A 17,511-nucleotide genomic window follows, 5' to 3' on the forward strand; every position below is an offset into this window, starting at 1 on the left:
TCTAAAACCTCTGTGAACAGAGACGATTCGATCGCGTTTTTTGCTGCCTCGCCGACCGGTTGCTGATGGTCTACGATTGAAGGGGATATGCTGTAAGCTGCCAGACCTCCGATCCACCTTGCATAAAAGCAACTCGATGCTCAAACCTCCACATTCACAGACGCGCGTGAACCTGAGACACGACCTGGTAGCGGGTCTGGTTGTTTTCCTTGTGGCACTTCCGCTTTGCTTAGGCATCGCTCTTGCATCGGGTGCCGACCTGTTCACTGGCCTGGTTTCTGGAGTTGTTGGAGGCTTAGTTGTTGGCTTTGTTAGCGGATCACACACAAGTGTCAGCGGCCCTGCGATCGGTTTGACGGTACTCGTCGCGTCGCAAATCGTCATGCTTGGTTCGTTCGAAGCCTTCATGTTGTCGGTTCTAATTGCCGGACTTATCCAAATCGGATTTGGTGTCGCTCGTGGAGGTGCGTTTTCAGCGTTCTTTCCATCGAGTGTGGTCAAAGGTCTGCTGTTTGCAATCGGCATTGTTTTGGTCATGAAGCAAATTCCGCACCTGCTTGGACACGATGCAACGGCGGCCGATACAATCTTGCTACAACAACGCGATTTCCTGACGACGATCACTGAAGTCAATACGCTAATCGCAGGCGAGATCCATTTCGGTGCCATGCTGATCGGAATGATCTCGATCGTGATGTTGTTATGCTGGGATCGTCTTACCATTATGAAGCGGCTGATCTTGCCTGCTCCTCTGGTGGTCGTTTTATTCGGAATCTTGATGACCAGTTTATTGGCATCGTGTGGAGAAGCGTGGCGGATCGGACCGAGTCATCGTGTCCAAATCCCTGTCGCAACGAGTTTGTTTGAATTCGCTAGTTTTTTGAAACGGCCTGACTTTTCACAGGTCACCAACCCCGCCATCTACACGGGTGCTTTCGCGATTGCCATGATTGCATCGCTTGAAACGCTCTTGAATCTTGAAGCGGTCGACAAGCTCGATCAAAAAAAACGATATTCACCTGCCAGTCGTGAATTGATTGCGCAAGGCTGCGGCAATGTCGTGTGTGGCATAATCGGGGGGCTACCTGTTGCGTCGGTAATCGTTCGCGGTTCGGTTAACGTGGCAGCGGGCTCACGAACCAAGATGTCGACCATTTTCCATGGTGCATTTTTGCTGCTCAGCGCATCGCTGTTACCAGCCCTCATGAACCGCATACCACTGTCCGCTCTCGCAGCGATTCTGTTCATTACGGGAATGAAGCTGGCAAGTCCTCGGCTGTTCAAACAGATGTGGAGTGAAGGGCGTTATCAATTCTTGCCGTTCTTCATCACGATTGTCGTGATCGTACTGACCGATTTGATGTTCGGAATTCTGGTTGGACTCGGCGTCAGTGTTTTGTTCATTCTCCATCGCAGCGTCCGGCACCCGATTCGGCAGGTCGTCGAAACCTACCTGTCCGGCGATCTGACGCACATCGTACTTTCGAATCAAGTTAGTTTCTTGAATCGTGCCGCGATTGACCGCGTCTTAAACGAAGCAACTTCCGGTAGTCAATTGCTAATCAATGCGACCGATTCTGACTACATCGACCCCGACGTTCTCAGTTTCATTCGCGACTTCAAAGAGAACGTAGCTCCAGCGCGGGGGATTACCGTCAGCGTCAAAGGGTTTCAGCCAAAGTATTCAATGCCCGATGACATTCAGTTCGCCGACTACTCGACGCGTGCGTTGCAGGACGCGGTGACGGCAGATCAAGTGATCGACATCCTCCGTGCGGGCAACCAACGATTCGTCGCTGGATCGCAACTCAACCGAGATTTGTCGCGGCAAGTCAATGCCACCGCAGCAGGCCAAAACCCACTTGCGGCCGTCTTAAGCTGTATCGATTCGCGAGTTCCCGCCGAGTTGGTATTTGATCTCGGCGTGGGCGATATCTTTAGTAACCGTGTCGCTGGCAACGTCGTCGGACCGATCTCTCTCGGTAGCCTCGAATATGCAATCGGTGTCGCCGGTGTCAAACTCCTCGTCGTACTGGGACATACCCGCTGTGGTGCAGTAACATCATCGATCCACCTAATATCGAGCGGACAAAACGCGATGTCAGCGACCGGATGCCAGCACTTGCAGGCAATCGTTGACGAGATTGAACCGAGTATGTTATCACCCGGCGAAATGCCTTTCGAAGCTTTGTCGACGGAACAGCGTGAAGCCTTGGTCGATACCGTGGCACGACGAAATGTCCAACATACTTGTGATAAAATCTTGCACCAAAGCGACGTGATTCGTCTCGCCGTTGCAGACGGACGCGTCAAAGTGGTGGGGGCAATGTATGATGTAAAAACGGGAATAGTAACGTTCTCAATTTGAACGTTTAACGCTTAACCGAAGGCGCCAGCTTTTTCGCAAATGATCGCCTACAACTTGTTGTTAAACAATCAAGGAGCCGTGATCTTTCGGTACGTCAAGTTGATCCGCTCGCCTACCTTGCGAGCCGTTTTGGGAACCTCGTGTTTCCAGAACTGCTGCATCGTGCCAGCCATAATGAGCAGCGATCCGTGGCTGAGCAAAAACGTTCTTGTCTCTTTGCTCGTATTATGCCTCATTCGAAATTTCCGTGTTTCGCCGAGCGAAACGGAACCGATGACATTGCCCATCTCAGGTTCATTGTCAGCGTGCAATCCCATGCTATCGCTGCCCCCTCGATACCGATTCAAGAGACAGTAATTGTACTCGCCTTGGATCGCTTCGATTCGCTGCTTGATCTCTAGCAGTGTCGTTGTCCAGGGCAACGAAACATTCGTAGTTCCGCTGTAGCGATAGGTGATCCCTTCGTCGCCGTAGGAAGCGGTCAGCCGAGGTTGCCTGTGCCCAAAGAGTGCCGGTTTCTGTTCCCATTTGCACTGATCTCGGATCTCCTTAAAGTAGCGATCGGCAAGTTTCGATTCCATGAAGTCTTGGTCGTATCGCAGGAGTCCGCCGTCAGCCAATTTGATCGTTTCCATGATTGTCCTATACAAATGGCTTTCCCACGCGGCCCCGTTGGGCACGCGGTTTACCGGCATGAACAGCCTAGCCTAACACCCAAACTGGCTATTCTTCGAGTTTCTCGTCCAAGATTGCACTGAGTTCTTTTACCACGTCAGCGTTCCCAGCGGCGATGTTCTCCGTTTCACCGCTATCGATTTGGTGGTCGTACAGTTCGTTTGCCGTAACTCTCTTCCCTTTTAAATGCCGAATCAAACGATACTTCTCAGTACGAATGGTGTCGCGCGAGCCACCATAAGAGATCGCCGACTTGCCATCAACACTGGGGTCATCGAGCATCGGCAGAAGCGATTCACCGTCGAGGCTGGAGGGTTTTGGCAGCTCACACAAATCGCATAGCGTCGGGAACAAATCGATCGATTCAACAATCGCTTTGCTCTGAACACCAGCCTGTTTGACCTGGGGGGCGCAGACAATAAGTGGTGATCGAAGCGATTCTTCGAATAGAGTGTGTTTTCCCCAAACCGCGTGTTCACCCAAGTGCCAACCGTGGTCGCCCCACAAGACGATAATCGTATCATCGGCCAAGCCGTTCTCTTTGAGTCGATCAACAATCCGGCCAACGCAAGCGTCGGCATACGTAACACAGGAGGCGTAGTGTTTTCGTACTTCGTCGGCAAATTCGCTATCCTGACGTGGGTCTTTCCCCCACCCATTGTATCTCAAAAATTCACCCGATCCGTGCCAAGTTGAAAGGCCGAGCGGTTTTTCTTTGTGAGCAATCGTTGGCAATTCTGCGTCTAGGTACGGCTGCATGTAAGTCGCGGGTGAACCGAAGGGCAAATGAGGTCGAATGATCCCAACGGCAAGTAAAAAGGGCTCACCCGTCTTTGCCAATTGGTCGAGTTCTTCGAGTGCAGCATTGGTCGTCAAACCATCAGGATAGGCAGTATCGGGACCATCGAACGATTCAAAGACGTCCAGTTGCTTTTCGCTGCGAATTTGGCCGTTGGCTAGTCCGTGCATCGCTCCTTCCGGATGCCGCCAAGGACCAGTGGGCATCGAATGGCGGTCCCAGGCACCGGGCATTTCAATCGAATCGGGATCGTTCCAATCCTTTCCATACCGTCCGCCGGGGTGATGCGAAACTTTTCCGATCGAGACGGTTGTGTAGCCTGCCTTGCGGAAGACTTCCGGAAACGATGGTGTGGCCTTCGCCATCTCTTTGCTCCGCGCCACCAATGCTTGGTTACCCCGCGAAGCCGACGTTCGTCCATACCGTCCCGTCAACATTGCGTAGCGAGACGCGCCACATGTTGGTGCTTGCACATAGTGCCTCGAAAATGCACGACCGGAACTGGCAAGCGCATCGATATTGGGCGATTCGATATATTCAGCTCCAAACGATTTCAATTCGGGGCGCAAATCATCAATACATAGCAACAGCACATTGGGCGATTTGGCCGATAGCATTGGCGAAAAGCACAGGTAGCAAAGCAGAATCGGAGTGATTTTTTTTAACATGGTGCGAAGCGGATAGGAGGGGAAAGGGGTTTGTTTGCAAGGGCTGCATTGTATCCCATATCTGCTCTCCGTAGTGGCGACATGGCCCAATGGGGGTATTGAATTTGTTAAAGTTTCTCTCGATCTGGATCTTTGACAAGATCCACTACTTGAAGATCTGGATCTTTGACAAGATCCACTACTTGAAGATCTGGATTTTTGACAAGATCCACTACCTGAAGACCTGGATCTTTGACAAGATCCACTACTTGAAGATCTGGATCTTTGACAAGATCCACTACTTGAAGACCTGGATCTTTGACAAGATCCACTACCTGAAGATCTGGATCTTTGACAAGATCCACTACTTGAAGACCTGGATCTTTGACAAGATCCACTACTTGAAGATCTGGATCTTTGACAAGATCCACTACTTGAAGATCTGGATCTTTGACAAGATCCACTACCTGAAGATCTGGATCTTTGACAAGATCCACTACTTGAAGATCGGGGTCTTTGACAAGATCCACTACTTGAAGACCTGGATCTTTGACAAGATCCACTACCTGAAGATCTGGATCTTTGACAAGATCCACTACTTGAAGACCTGGATCTTTGACAAGATCCACTACTTGAAGCAGGTAAGGAATTTTCTGCCGCGTTCCATAACAACAGGCAATGACCAAGGCGATACCGGCATATAATAAACGCGTACGCCTCATCTTCTCTTTCCCAAGGTGCTCCGATGAATCATTCACTCAACGCTCGCGGCGAAACAACAAAACCGACGCGTCGTGCGACCGCCAATGTTACGATAGCCGACTACTTGATCCAGCGGCTTCGCGACTATGGGGTTCATGATCTATTTGGAATCCCCGGCGACTATGTGCTGTCATTCTATAGCGAATTGGAAAACAGCCCGATCAATGTGATTGGGTGCACGCGTGAAGACTGTGCGGGGTTTGCCGCCGACGCGTACGCTCGCCTAAACGGGATGGGAGCCCTTTGCGTCACGTACTGCGTCGGTGGGATGAGTGTCTGCAACTCGGTCGCAGGCGCGTTCGCTGAAAAATCGCCTGTCGTCGTGATCTCGGGTGCGCCTGGACTCGACGAGCGCCATCGCGGAGTTCTGCTGCACCACATGGTCCGCGACTTTCGCACGCAAGCCGATGTGTTCGAAAAGTTTACGATTGCCTCCACCGAGTTGACCGATCCGATGACGGCGTTCTCGGAGATCGACCGCGTCCTCGACGCATGCGACCACTACAAACGACCGGTCTATATCGAATTGCCTCGAGACATGGTTCATGTCATCCCTCCGGTCGCGCACGGGTTTCGCGGCACGGTTCAAAACTCAGACGCGGATGCGACGAGCGAAGCAGTCTCGGATGCGATCGATCGGTTAAAGCATGCAAAACGTCCGGTTATTCTAGCGGGCGTCGAAACCCACCGGTTCCGTCTTCAAGATGAACTTTTACAATTTGCCGAGTCAGCGTCGATCCCGATCGCGACGACCATGCTTGGAAAAAGCGTTGTCAGTGAAAAACATCCGTTATTTATCGGGCTCTACGAAGGAGCGATTGGCGATGCGAATGTCACTCAGATTGTCGAGCAAAGTGATTGGTTGCTACTTTTGGGAGCCTTCCTAAGCGACATTAACCTAGGCATTTACACGGCAAAACTGGACCCGAGCCGCTGTGTCTACGCAACAAGTGAATCGCTTCGTGTCTCTCATCACCACTACCACGATGTTGAACTCAAGCAGTTCTTGTCGGGTTTGATCGAAGCATCGAAAGACTTGCCGCCGCGGCCTATGCCAAAGACCCAAACGCGTAACAAGAAGAAAGCGAAAACGGGAAGAGACAATACCCAGCTGCAAACCAGTTGGATGGTTGAACAGTTAAACGAGCGGCTCGATCCGGATACAATCGTGATCGCCGACGTTGGTGATTCATTGTTCGCAGCAACCGAATTGACGATCCACGAGCGGACGGAGTTTCTTAGCCCCGCCTACTACACGTCGATGGGATTTAGTATTCCCGCGGCACTCGGGGCAGCCACCGCACGGCCCGACCATCGCATCGTTGTACTCGTCGGCGACGGTGCCTTTCAAATGACAGGCCAGGAACTCAGTACACTGGTTTACCACAACCACAACCCCGTGATTATCTTGCTAGACAATCACGGCTATGGAACCGAGCGATACCTACATGCCGGTGAATGGAAGTACAACGAGGTTGCCAAATGGAACTACACCGAACTCATGAAAGTCTACGGACGAGGTGAAGCCTACAAGGTCGAAACCAAGGATTCATTCCTGGAAACGCTCGACCGTGTCTGGAACTCACCGGATCATCCGCACTTGATTCACGCCGTCTTGGAAGAAAATGACGCCAGCGACACGTTGAAGAAGTTGGCCGAACGGATGAAAGAGAAAGTTTGAAAGAGAGCGTGGCCCAGGCTTCCAGCCTAGGGACTCCGTCGCCCCCCCAGACTGGAAGCGTAGGCCACGTTCCACTCAAACAAAGCCTTGGAACCAGGTTTCCAGGGCTCGGTCCATCCAACAACCGTTACGGCGGTCGATAAAGCCAACGTGCCCGCCATGCCTTGCGATGCATACGGTCGTCGTATCGGGCCACGCTTGCGACGATTTTCGAAAGCAATCGACAGGGACAACAGGGTCATCGGTCGACGCTAACACCAATGTTGATATCGGATTGGAATCGATGTACCGTGACGCAGAGGCTTGCTGGTAGTAATCAAGAGCATCAGCAAACCCGCTCAAGGGCGCCGTCAACTGGTCGTCGAGTTCGAATAGCGTTCGCGGACGGCGGCGAAAAATTTTGTCTTGAAAATCTTCCCGCAATTTGACTCGCGGAGGGATTCTCGCCAGCAGTTTTCGAACAAAGTAAAAGTTGTAAGGCCACATGATCGGGCGTTGCATATTCGCACTGCAGCGAAGCAGATCAATGGGCGGGGAAACCGTGGCCACGCGATCGAGACGATCAAACCATTCAGGTACCCTTGAAACGCCTGCCCCGATTTTACCGAGTGCAGCTAGAATTTGGTTCCCACCGAGCGAGACCGCAATCGCGCCGAGACGACTGTTGGGCGCCCGCCGGCTGATAAAATCGAGTGCACAAATAAGATCGTCACCTCGACCTGCGTGGGTCAATTGCTCGGATAGATCAAAACCAGCACCACATCCTCGCATGTCGATGCGAAAGACGCGGACACCTTTGGCAGCAAACTGAGCAGCCAATCGGCCCATATAGGGTGCTTGGTGAGATCCACAAAGTCCGTGAACCAACAACAAGCATGGCTGACCGGCGGACCAGTTTTGCGGTCGATTCTCATGCAACACCACCGCATCGTTGTCGGGCAATGTTACGATATGCTGTTGACCGTTAAACTTGGATGCTGCATCGCCCCAAACGGACGCCAGTGTTTGGAGGTGTCCGCCACGAAGCCAGCGATGGGGTTCAAAGCGTGGCGGCTGATAAGCCGTTTTTTCGTCCAATCGATTCGCCCTTTGTTTTTACAATAACTCATGCACACGATACGCTCTTTTATTGCCATTCCACTTTCGCCTCAAGTGCTCCACAACGCCACCCGTTTGGTCGCCAAGGTGTCCGAACCGAATGACGGAATACGCTGGGTTCCCACCGACAATTTGCATCTGACGCTTAAGTTTTTAGGCGAAGTGGACAATACCGAAGTTCCCGAGGTTTGCAACACCATTCGCGAAGTCGTTGACGGCTATTCCCCGTTCGAGCTTGAATTTGCCGGCATCGGCGCATTGCCGAGTATCGATCGGCCGCGTGTTATCTGCGTCTATGGCCAAGACCCAACGGGATCGTTGTGCGAAATTGTAGCAAAGCTTGAAAAGAGATTGGCCGATCAAGGTTTCAAACCGGAACCACGCGATTACCGGCCTCATTTGACCCTTGGGCGAACCAAAGGCGGATCGCGGCGTGCCAGCGAGGAGGTCATCGAGAAAGTGAAGGCATACCAGGACATGAAGTTTGGTCAAATGGAGGTCGATGCGGTCGAGCTGATCGCAAGTTTTCTGGAAAAACGCGGCCCCAGCTATCAAGTGATGGACACCATCGAACTCTAAGGGCCTCGAAATCGCCGAAGGCGACAATCACCGGAAAACAGCCTCAAACGAGCCGGTAACTGATGGATATCGAGCACGATTCGCGGCAGAAGCATGATATCTCCGTTGACCTATCGGTCCAGTTTGTCGACAATCCGAGCTAGAATCACCTGTTTTTGTTCGATACACCCAATGTTTGCTGCCCCGACCATGCCTTCTACCACTGGAAAAACCTCGATTTCCGATATTCACGACCTAACGGATTACTGTCATGCAACGGCTGAAAATGCTCGCAAAGCATCCTATGCGCTTGCAACGCTCGACGCCGCAGTAAAAAACCGATGGCTTCGCGAGTCCGCAGCGGGATTGATCGCAAACACAAGCGAGATTATCGCAGCAAACCAAATCGATCTCGATGCGGCTCCAAACTACGGCCTAAGTGAGGCCGCCATCGACCGCTTACGGCTCGATGCCGGTCGTATCGAATCGATAGCCGCGGCGCTAGAAGAAATCGCGATGTTGCCCGATCCAGTCGGTGAAGTGATCGAAGGGCACACACGTCCGGGCGGATTGCAGATTCTAAAGCGACGCGTTCCGCTTGGCGTGGTTTTCTTCATCTACGAAAGTCGTCCGAACGTGACCGCGGATGCGGCGGGCATCTGCGTCAAAAGTGGCAACGCCGTCATCCTTCGTGGCGGCAAAGAAGCGATCCATAGTAGTCGTGCGATCGTCGATGTTTTAGCAAAGTGCGCCCTTGAATGCGGGCTGCCCGAAAATGCGGTCCAGCTTGTCGCCACGACAGACCGAGCGGCCGTTGGTGAATTTTTAAAACTCAGCAAACTAATCGATGTCACGATCCCACGTGGCGGTGAAGGATTGATCCGCCGTGTTGCCAACGAAGCGACCATGCCGGTCATCAAGCACTTTGACGGAAATTGCCATGTTTATGTTGACATGTTTGCCGATATCGAAATGGCAGTCGACATTATCGAAAACGCAAAATGCCAGCGAATGGGTGTTTGCAATGCCTGTGAATCGCTGTTGGTACACGAAGCGATTGCGGAAACGGCCTTACCAAAAATCGCGGCTAGATTGAAAAAGAACCAGATTGAAATGCGAGCGGACGAGCGAGCATTGCCGTTGATCGATGGCGGCATCAAAGCGGAGCCAGCGGATTGGTCGATGGAATATCTCGGGCCGACCATCAGTATTGCCGTTGTCGATTCTCTCGAAGCTGCTGCCGAGCATATCAATCGCTACGGATCGAAACACACCGATGCTATCGTCACCAACGACTTGAAAGCTGCCGAGTTGTTCACGCAAATGGTCGATAGTTCTGCGGTGATGGTCAACGCCAGCACTCGCTTTAATGACGGTGGCGTCTTTGGACTCGGGGCGGAAATCGGCATTTCGACCGATAAGTTCCATGCTCGCGGACCATGCGGGCTAAGAGAATTGACCACCTACAAGTATATCGTTCGTGGCGACGGCCATATTCGAAGCTAAAGTCGTTTGCATGGTAAAAGGACAAGGGATATGTCAGAAGAATCATTAAGCCAAAACCAAGTTGAGAGCTTGCTCAAGGCGATGGAGACGGTTGACCAGACGGGCGGCGGTGGCATTGAAACATCCAACCGCGATGACAAAACGTCCAACCCAACCGTCGGCAAAACGATCGATTCATCACGTGGAAAGGCAACCAACAAACCAAGCGGACGTCGCGCAATGGGGGCAGCAAAAACGTCGGGGCTATTACCCGCCGGTGTGCGTGTGACCGCCTACGACTTCAAGCGACCCGAACGCGTTGGCAAGGATCAAATGCGAGCGATGCACTCGCTGCATGAAACGCTGGCTCGAAACTTCGGTGCCGCGATGTCGGGGCTATTGCGTACAATGATCGAAGTGAAACTGCTAAGCGTCGATCAATTGACCTATTCCGAATTCGTCTTCAGTCTCGACAATCCTAGCTGCTTCAGTGTTCTCAAACCGCAACCGCTTGATGGACACTGGATTCTTGACGTCGCCCCGATGCTCTCGTATGCCTTGATCGATCGAATGCTTGGTGGTGACCCGAAACCGAGCGACGCGATTCGCCGTCCGCTTACGGAAATCGAATCGCGTTTGATTCGCCGCATTGTCGACCTCTTCTTGAAACAATTGACGACGTCATGGGAAAACATTGTCGCGTTGGAATTAGAAATCGACCGCATGGAAAACAACCCTCAATTGGTGCAAATTGTGCCGCCCAATGAAGTCGTGATTTTAGTGGGATTCGAAGTTGTCTTGGGGAAAAATCGGGGGATGATGAATTTGTGCATCCCCTTCAACACCATCGAATCATTTAATGCGCAACTAAGCCGTAACGGATGGGTGGGCTATGGGAAAGGCAAGCCGACCGAAGGGACACGCGACCGAATTTCCACCAGCATTGATGCTGCTCCGGTGAATGTCGTCGTCACGCTGGCACGTTCCAAAATCTGTACCCGTGACCTGCTAGAATTGTCAGTCGGTGACGTGATCACGACCGAAAAAGAGGTAAACGCTCCGTTAGAGTTATCGATACAAAACGTGCCGAAGTTTCATGTTAAAGCCGGCGCGTTCAAAGGAAAAAAAGCGGTGCGGATCGATGCGGCCATGCCACCCAAACGTCATTTCGAAGTAGAAGAATAACGAAGCGTTTCACTCGGAGAGCGACAGGCGAGACGCTCAAGCAACTCCTTAGGTGCGAGTAGCGATTTTGAGTACTTGGCGTACCGAATCAAGAATTCGTGAAGCGGCCCACTGCCAATACCGTCGAAATAGTCGAACCAACCATTCGGATGACGGTACCCCAATCCGCCCGACATTGCTCGAGCGATCAAGTTCGCGTCGGTGACCGTGCCTTCACGGAGTAACATTGCTGCTTCGATCCACATGGTCGCGGCGAGACGCATCTCAGTTTCGGCCCGTTCAATGACACGCACTCCTCGAGCGTAGCGGTTGCAGATCTCGACCGTTTGCGGCGCCAATCTTTCGCTCCGCTGTTTCGCCTTGCCAATATAATCGTAAAAACCACAACGACTTTGTCTGCCTGCCCGTTTTGCTTTTATCAATGCAGGCAGTATCGGTGACGGATCGATACGCGATGGAAAGGCCTGCCAATAAACCCGCCCGGCGTTAAACATCGTTTGCGTGCCGATAAGATCGATGAGTTCAAGAGGCGACATCGGCATCCCGTAGTGGATGGCGGCAGATTCAATTTGTTGTTCCGTCGCGCCCTGCGACAACAATAACATCGCTTCGTTCAAATAGGGAGACAACATGCGGTTCACAATGAACCCTGGCGAATCGCACACCTGTAAAGGAGTTTTTCCGAGCAATTCCACGTGTTGACAACATCGCCTGATCACTTCGTTTTGAGGTTCTCCAGCCCTACCTTCAGCCGTTGCTGTGGAAGCGATCACCTCAACGGCATCGCGTTGAGATACCGGCATAAAAAAATGCATCCCACAAAATCGCTCGGGACGATCGAGTGCCGATGCGATATCCCGAATTCTCAGCGTCGAGGTGTTGCTGCAAAAGATCCAATCGTCGCAAAGCCGAGACTCAGCGAATCGAAAAAACTCTTGCTTGAGCGACAACTTTTCTGCAATCGATTCGATCAGTATGGGGGAAGGTAAAACGGGCCCCCTCGATGACACCTTCGAAACCGGAATTTCATCAGCGCATGGTTTGAAAATCAATGTGATGGCTGGCAAATCCAGTTCGTTTCGCGTGATCTCAGAAACCTCCCAATCCTGCGGATCGAGCATCAGCGTGTCCACCGCATGCTGCACCGCGTTCGGATCCAAGTCGGCAACTTGCACGTTCAACCGGGATTCAATGTGGGCGGATAAAATCGCACGCCCGACGACTCCCACGCCGACAAGCATACAATTGGGTTGATAGGTCTTCAAAACGACACGATGGTTAAGAGTAAATGGTTAAGAGTAAATTTGCTCACGAACGGGAACTTCTTCCTTAACTGTAACAAAAACAACGGTTATCCGTACACGCCACCCAAAGCGACTTCGTGCCGTTTAACCGCGTGCTCAGCGGGCCGCGAGGGTCACCATACAAACGCACGGCCCGCCGAGCCCCCGATTTACCGAGCGCTGCCGATCGCACGTGGGCGAAGAGTGGTTATATTAGGGAGCTGAGTTTTGTGTTTGTCTACATCCTGTTTGGAATCGCATTTATGTCAACGGTCCCCCACCTACCTTCACGGCGTCAATTTTTGTCTTCCTCCGCTGTTGCACTGGCGTCAACTGGCTTGCTTGGCTCGCGGCTTTGGGCGAACGAAGCAGCCCCTTCCACGGATGACAACTCGCCACCTTTTTCGATCTCGCTTGCGGAGTGGTCGCTCCACCGAACCCTAGGCAATCCATCGAAAAATGTGACGAATCTGGATTTCCCAGCGATTGCGAAGAAGCTTGGCATCGACGCGATCGAGTACGTTAATTCCTTTTTCAAAGACAAGGCTCGTGACTCCCAATACCTCACTGACCTAAAGTCCCGTTGCGACGACCAAGGGGTGAAGAGTTTATTAATCATGGTCGATGGCGAAGGAGCTCTTGGCGCCCCCAAGGAAGCGGATCGCGAAAAGTCGGTGACGAATCACTATCGCTGGATCGATGCAGCTAAATTCCTCGGTTGTCATAGCATCCGCGTGAATGCACAAAGCAGTGGTAGTTACGAAGAGCAACAAAAGCTTGCTGCGGACGGACTCAGGCGTCTTAGCGAGCACGCCGCTCCCCAAGACATCAACGTGATTGTTGAAAACCATGGTGGATTGAGCAGTAACGGAAAGTGGTTATCCGAGACGATCGAGATGGTGGGACTCGACAACTGCGGAACACTACCCGACTTCGGTAACTTTTTCATCTCCCGTAATCCAGTGGAATGGTTTGACAACTATGAAGGAGTCGATTTGCTGATGCCGTATGCGAAAGCCGTTAGTGCAAAGACTCATCAATTCATGGAGGGTTCGAACATTTCTTATCAAGAACGTGGCGGCAAGAAATATGAAACCGACTACGACCGAATGATGGAAATTGTGGTCAAACACGGCTATCACGGATACGTGGGCATCGAGTATGAGGGCCCAGGTGACGAGTACGAAGGAATCCGCAAAACCAAGGCGGTCCTCGATCGGGTCGCTGCTTCGATTGCGGAAACGGCCACCGTTGCCGGGTAGTGGGTAGGATTGGCTCGCAGCTGCTTCCGCCGGGCTCGCCCCGGTTCGGAGCAACTTTGTAGCCACCCGTTGTCTCCTCCGCCGAGACAAGCTCGACGGAAGGAGGTTTCACGTTGGATCGCGGCTAATGCCTGCACTCCAACGCTTGTGCCCACGTTTTTCAGGACTTCATCGAACGCATTGGATCACATCCGATAGTACCGACCAAGTCCGCTTCGTAATTCGCCGATTCGGCTCGAATTCGCATCTTCTTGACGAAGTCTAAACGCGCGGGCAAGTTGAGACTACTCACGATATCCGTCTCATCGGGCTCGGCTAGAATGTTCTCGATTCGCTGTTCAAACGCTTTCCAATGATCGGTATCTCGCTTCCGCTTTTCACTAAGTCGCGCCTTGTACCAATCACTTTGCAGCATCGCATCACGCGAAAATAGCTGGCGAATTTCAGGATCCTCGATCGATTTGCCTTCGTATTTACCTGTGGCCATAATACTCAAAATCGCTTTGAGAGGCGGACACGCCAATTCGAAACCACCATCCTCGAAATAGGCTTTGGCAACTCGCTGCTGTGCCTCAGCAATATACTTGATGCCATCAACAAAAGATTCCTTGTCTTGCAATTCAGGCTGCAGTATCTCGGGTGTAAACACCTTTACCGGATTGTCAAAGATACGTGCCAAGTAAGTCCGTACAAACTTTCGCGTGATGCGATACCCCAACCGACTGGCAGGCACGGTGACCCCGTCGACTTTGAAATCTTCCAACTTTTCAAGCATACCAGCCTTAATCATCGCGCTGGGTTCACGTTCCTCGGGTCGCAATCGACACCAAACCTCAGGAATGAGGAGCGAGATATCATGACCGACTTCGAAGTTAGGGCCAACATGTCCCGCAGCGGTACTGAACCCGCCCACCCCTGTGAGCACCATTGAAACGACGACCGAGTTGAGATCAATCGATGGCATCAATGCATTGAACGGTCCTTTGGTCAGCGCACCTTCGCTCCCCGCCCCCGTCGTGCTCGGGCTCTTCCCCGTCAAGGAGCAAACGTAGTCCATCAGTAGCTCGGGTAGCTCTTGGAAGTGCAACGGCGAATAGACCGCTAACGATCGGAATCCAGCTTCCAAGTCAGGTGGATTATTGCGGCGGCCCGATAAGACCGCACCAACGGGAGTCAGAACCGGTTGATCCGCAGCCAATCCTCGGTGCAACTGAATCCCTCGCATCGCAACGTAGGTATCTTGACTGCGAACGTGATCGGGTCGGTCTTGGAGGTAGCGGGGGTTCTTGGTTCGTTTGCCGTCGACAATTCGCGGGTCTGCCGTACTGACGACATAACCTTCTTGCAAAGACGCTGCTTTCAGAAGTAGCGTTTCCATCGGTCCAGTAAACTTGTCAAACTCAATCGCATCCTGAACGATCTGTCTCGCTTCTTTCGTCGACAATGGCTCGAAGTTGCTAATGAAGTTGCCCGTCCGCGACAAATCCCATTCGGTTTGTTTGTCGAGCCCTCGATGAACGGCATCATCGGGTCGTTGAAAGAGTCGATACTCGCAGTTTTCGACAAACTTGTAACTATCCGATGGCAAAATACCGGTTCCAACATCCGCCAATGACGTGCTCGGCACCACGACCGAACAACTGATGTCATCTTCTCGTTGAACCTTGTCGGCTGCAATGAAATCCTGACGAAGCTTGAAGGTTCGCCAATTCTTGTCATGCAAGCCGACGCGTAAATAGGTCCCAACCAAAGACCGTTCATCCATCTTCAGTTCGTGACCGGGCGACCCATTGACGATATCGACACCAAAGTCGTCCTGCCAAGTCGTTTCCATCCCCGGCTTGACGAATCGCTTTATAATAAGCGCTAAAGCGTAGACGTGATCGGGGATCGTGCGAAGCCATTTGTTATAGTCTTCATTAAAATCGGGAGATGGCGTCAACAATTGAATCACACTCCCGAGACTTCGACTCTGCGACAAAACACTACGACTTGGTTGGTCGGTGTAGTCCGTTCGGCCCGCGTAATCATTCGACCAGCGATCGTGATAACTGCGTGAAAAAATCTCTTCTAGCATCTTAAAATCTTCGTCGCGATCTTTGACAAAGATGGGGCCGTATAGCATGTAGTCCCGAAGGCTCTTGCTAATTTCACTTTTCCCACCACCGCTTACGGTGCAAGGCTTGTGACAAAACACGCCTTCGCCAACCGTTCCCACCAATCGCCAAGAGGGTGCCGCAGGGTGTTTTTCAAGCCGAATTTTATAACCACTCGGAGCAATGTATATCTGCTTGGGCGACAATGGGATGCGGACCTCCTTTCCTTCGTGATTCCACAGAATGCATCGTTCATGGAGCGTCGCTTTGGCCTGCTCTGGAATATAGATCACATCGGGATCGAGTTTATCAATACCATAGCCCTCTGCTTGCACATCGATAAACGAGGCGTAGTCTTTGGCAACATCCGCAAACCGTCTCTGGTTGTAACGGCTACTATCGGCTTGAAACTCGTCACCGAGTGAATAGGATGCAAAAGCCAGAGCGCCGCCCGCATGCTCTTCTTCGCATCCACCCATCAAATTGGTGGCGTAACTTATCTGAGTCTTCACCTCTTTTTTACAGTACCCAAAGTAGTTGTCGGCAATCAGCGTGACGATAACGCCCGAAGCATCGCGGCAGGTCACCTTAAAAGCGCCTCCATCATTGTACTTCTCCGATGGGTCTTTCCAGCACATCGAATCGCGACGTTGACGTTCATTCGCATCGTCAAAATGCGGTAAACCAAGCTCCTTTTTCGTCAACGATGTCAAATGAGTGGCCAAGATCACACAACCTGTATGCCCACTCCATCCGTGCACATCCAAGCCAGCATCGTTCTGCAAACTGAGTGGATCACCAGCGTTTCCAAAAATCGACTCGACAAAATCGAGGTTACTGACCAGACACCCAGGAGCGAAGAACCGGGTTTCCATTCGCTTCGCTTCGGTATACGGAACCACCTCAGGACAAACCAACGGGCGGAGTAAAAGGGACACCCACGTTGTTGCTGGATTTTCAGAGGTTGACGTGTAGGGCAAAAGCATCAATTCATCGGGCGGCGACATCGCGGCGCGAAAAAGGTTTGCAAACACGTGCTTGGGAACAACTCGCTTGTCGTTGGGAATCGGCAATCCGCCTGAAACGACATGGAAGGTTCCCGCTGTCGTGCGCCGATCGGCCCGTGGGTTGTGAAGCACCCCATTCAAACACCGATACGAGTCGACCAAGTCGTTGCGAAAATGATGGCCGCCCGCTGGAAGACTCAGCTCACGGCCCATGCCATGACGGTCGAGGGTCAAAGTGCGACCGGGAAGTTTTAATTGATCACCGTCGATCACGTCTTGAAAATACCGATTCAAAAACGACTCGATCCGCTGGTCAATCGGAGGTCGGTATCCAGCTAGCAAGCGATTTTTTTCACGCAAGCTATCGAGAATACCGCCCGAAAACGTGGTCAGCGATTGGTCGCGATGCCAATCGGGAGGGCTCAAACCCGCCGACGCCATTTGTAACGCAATGTAGTTATTCAAATGTTCTCGTTCGGACGGTTCATCGGCAATTTCGCGATCCCACCCGAGCGCACGCTGTCGTTCCCAATCTGTGTTTTCGAGTTGCTCTTTGCTAAGCGTCATCTGTGTCTCTCGTTTTGGTTCGAAAATTGCCCATGAAG

General features: G+C 52.1%; 12 protein-coding genes. 7 read left to right on the plus strand and 5 right to left on the minus strand.

All coding sequences use genetic code 11. The annotated features are described in order from the left end of the window. Nucleotides 1–136 precede the first annotated feature (136 nt). Complete coding sequence (locus Q31b_RS06285) at nucleotides 137–2,368, plus strand: SulP family inorganic anion transporter (protein WP_146598853.1); 2,232 nt, start codon at nucleotides 137–139, stop codon at nucleotides 2,366–2,368. 68 nt (nucleotides 2,369–2,436) lie between these two features. Here the strand turns inward: Q31b_RS06285 and Q31b_RS06290 are convergent, their stop codons facing one another. After that, on the minus strand, nucleotides 2,437–3,003 hold the full coding sequence (locus tag Q31b_RS06290; RefSeq protein WP_146598854.1) for an alpha-ketoglutarate-dependent dioxygenase AlkB family protein: 567 nt from the start codon (nucleotides 3,001–3,003) through the stop codon (nucleotides 2,437–2,439). Nucleotides 3,004–3,091: 88 nt separating this feature from the next. After that, complete coding sequence (locus Q31b_RS06295; protein ID WP_146598855.1) at nucleotides 3,092–4,510, minus strand: sulfatase; 1,419 nt, start codon at nucleotides 4,508–4,510, stop codon at nucleotides 3,092–3,094. A gap of 89 nt (nucleotides 4,511–4,599) precedes the next feature. On the opposite strand from Q31b_RS06295, the gene Q31b_RS29595 reads away from it, so the two are divergent. After that, the gene (locus tag Q31b_RS29595) at nucleotides 4,600–5,193 is read left to right on the plus strand and encodes a leucine-rich repeat protein (protein ID WP_146598856.1); all 594 of its coding nucleotides are present in this window, start codon (nucleotides 4,600–4,602) and stop codon (nucleotides 5,191–5,193) included. A 41-nt stretch (nucleotides 5,194–5,234) separates the two neighbouring features. Beyond that, nucleotides 5,235–6,932: an alpha-keto acid decarboxylase family protein gene (locus Q31b_RS06305; protein WP_146598857.1), complete on the plus strand. Its 1,698-nt coding sequence runs from the start codon at nucleotides 5,235–5,237 to the stop codon at nucleotides 6,930–6,932. Nucleotides 6,933–7,007: 75 nt separating this feature from the next. Here the strand turns inward: Q31b_RS06305 and Q31b_RS06310 are convergent, their stop codons facing one another. Beyond that, a complete protein-coding gene (locus Q31b_RS06310; RefSeq protein WP_146598858.1) occupies nucleotides 7,008–8,009 on the minus strand; it encodes a YheT family hydrolase in 1,002 nt (333 codons plus the stop codon). A 30-nt stretch (nucleotides 8,010–8,039) separates the two neighbouring features. Here Q31b_RS06310 and thpR point away from each other — a divergent pair, with 30 nt between their 5' ends. From thpR to fliM, 3 genes are all read left to right on the plus strand, one after another. Next, nucleotides 8,040–8,609 carry an RNA 2',3'-cyclic phosphodiesterase gene (gene thpR / locus Q31b_RS06315; protein ID WP_146598859.1) on the plus strand — a complete coding sequence of 190 codons (570 nt, stop codon included), beginning with the start codon at nucleotides 8,040–8,042 and terminating at the stop codon, nucleotides 8,607–8,609. A gap of 189 nt (nucleotides 8,610–8,798) precedes the next feature. Then, on the plus strand, nucleotides 8,799–10,094 hold the full coding sequence (locus tag Q31b_RS06320; protein WP_146598860.1) for a glutamate-5-semialdehyde dehydrogenase: 1,296 nt from the start codon (nucleotides 8,799–8,801) through the stop codon (nucleotides 10,092–10,094). Between the two features lie 30 nt (nucleotides 10,095–10,124). Then, nucleotides 10,125–11,258, plus strand: a complete 1,134-nt coding sequence (gene fliM, locus Q31b_RS06325; protein WP_146598861.1) for a flagellar motor switch protein FliM — start codon at nucleotides 10,125–10,127, stop codon at nucleotides 11,256–11,258. Here the strand turns inward: fliM and Q31b_RS06330 are convergent. Further along, nucleotides 11,237–12,523 carry a 3-hydroxyacyl-CoA dehydrogenase family protein gene (locus Q31b_RS06330; protein WP_146598862.1) on the minus strand — a complete coding sequence of 429 codons (1,287 nt, stop codon included), beginning with the start codon at nucleotides 12,521–12,523 and terminating at the stop codon, nucleotides 11,237–11,239. The genes fliM and Q31b_RS06330 overlap by 22 nt on opposite strands. Before the next feature lie 281 nt (nucleotides 12,524–12,804). On the opposite strand from Q31b_RS06330, the gene Q31b_RS06335 reads away from it, so the two are divergent. Continuing rightward, entirely contained in the window at nucleotides 12,805–13,803 is a 999-nt protein-coding gene (locus tag Q31b_RS06335) for a sugar phosphate isomerase/epimerase family protein (RefSeq protein WP_146599382.1), read from the plus strand. A gap of 160 nt (nucleotides 13,804–13,963) precedes the next feature. Here Q31b_RS06335 and Q31b_RS06340 read toward each other — a convergent pair whose 3' ends face one another. Beyond that, nucleotides 13,964–17,473: a hypothetical protein gene (locus tag Q31b_RS06340; protein ID WP_146598863.1), complete on the minus strand. Its 3,510-nt coding sequence runs from the start codon at nucleotides 17,471–17,473 to the stop codon at nucleotides 13,964–13,966. Between the last annotated feature and the right edge of the window lie 38 nt (nucleotides 17,474–17,511).

The sequence above is a fragment of the Novipirellula aureliae genome (assembly GCF_007860185.1).
Lineage (GTDB): Bacteria > Planctomycetota > Planctomycetia > Pirellulales > Pirellulaceae > Novipirellula_A > Novipirellula_A aureliae.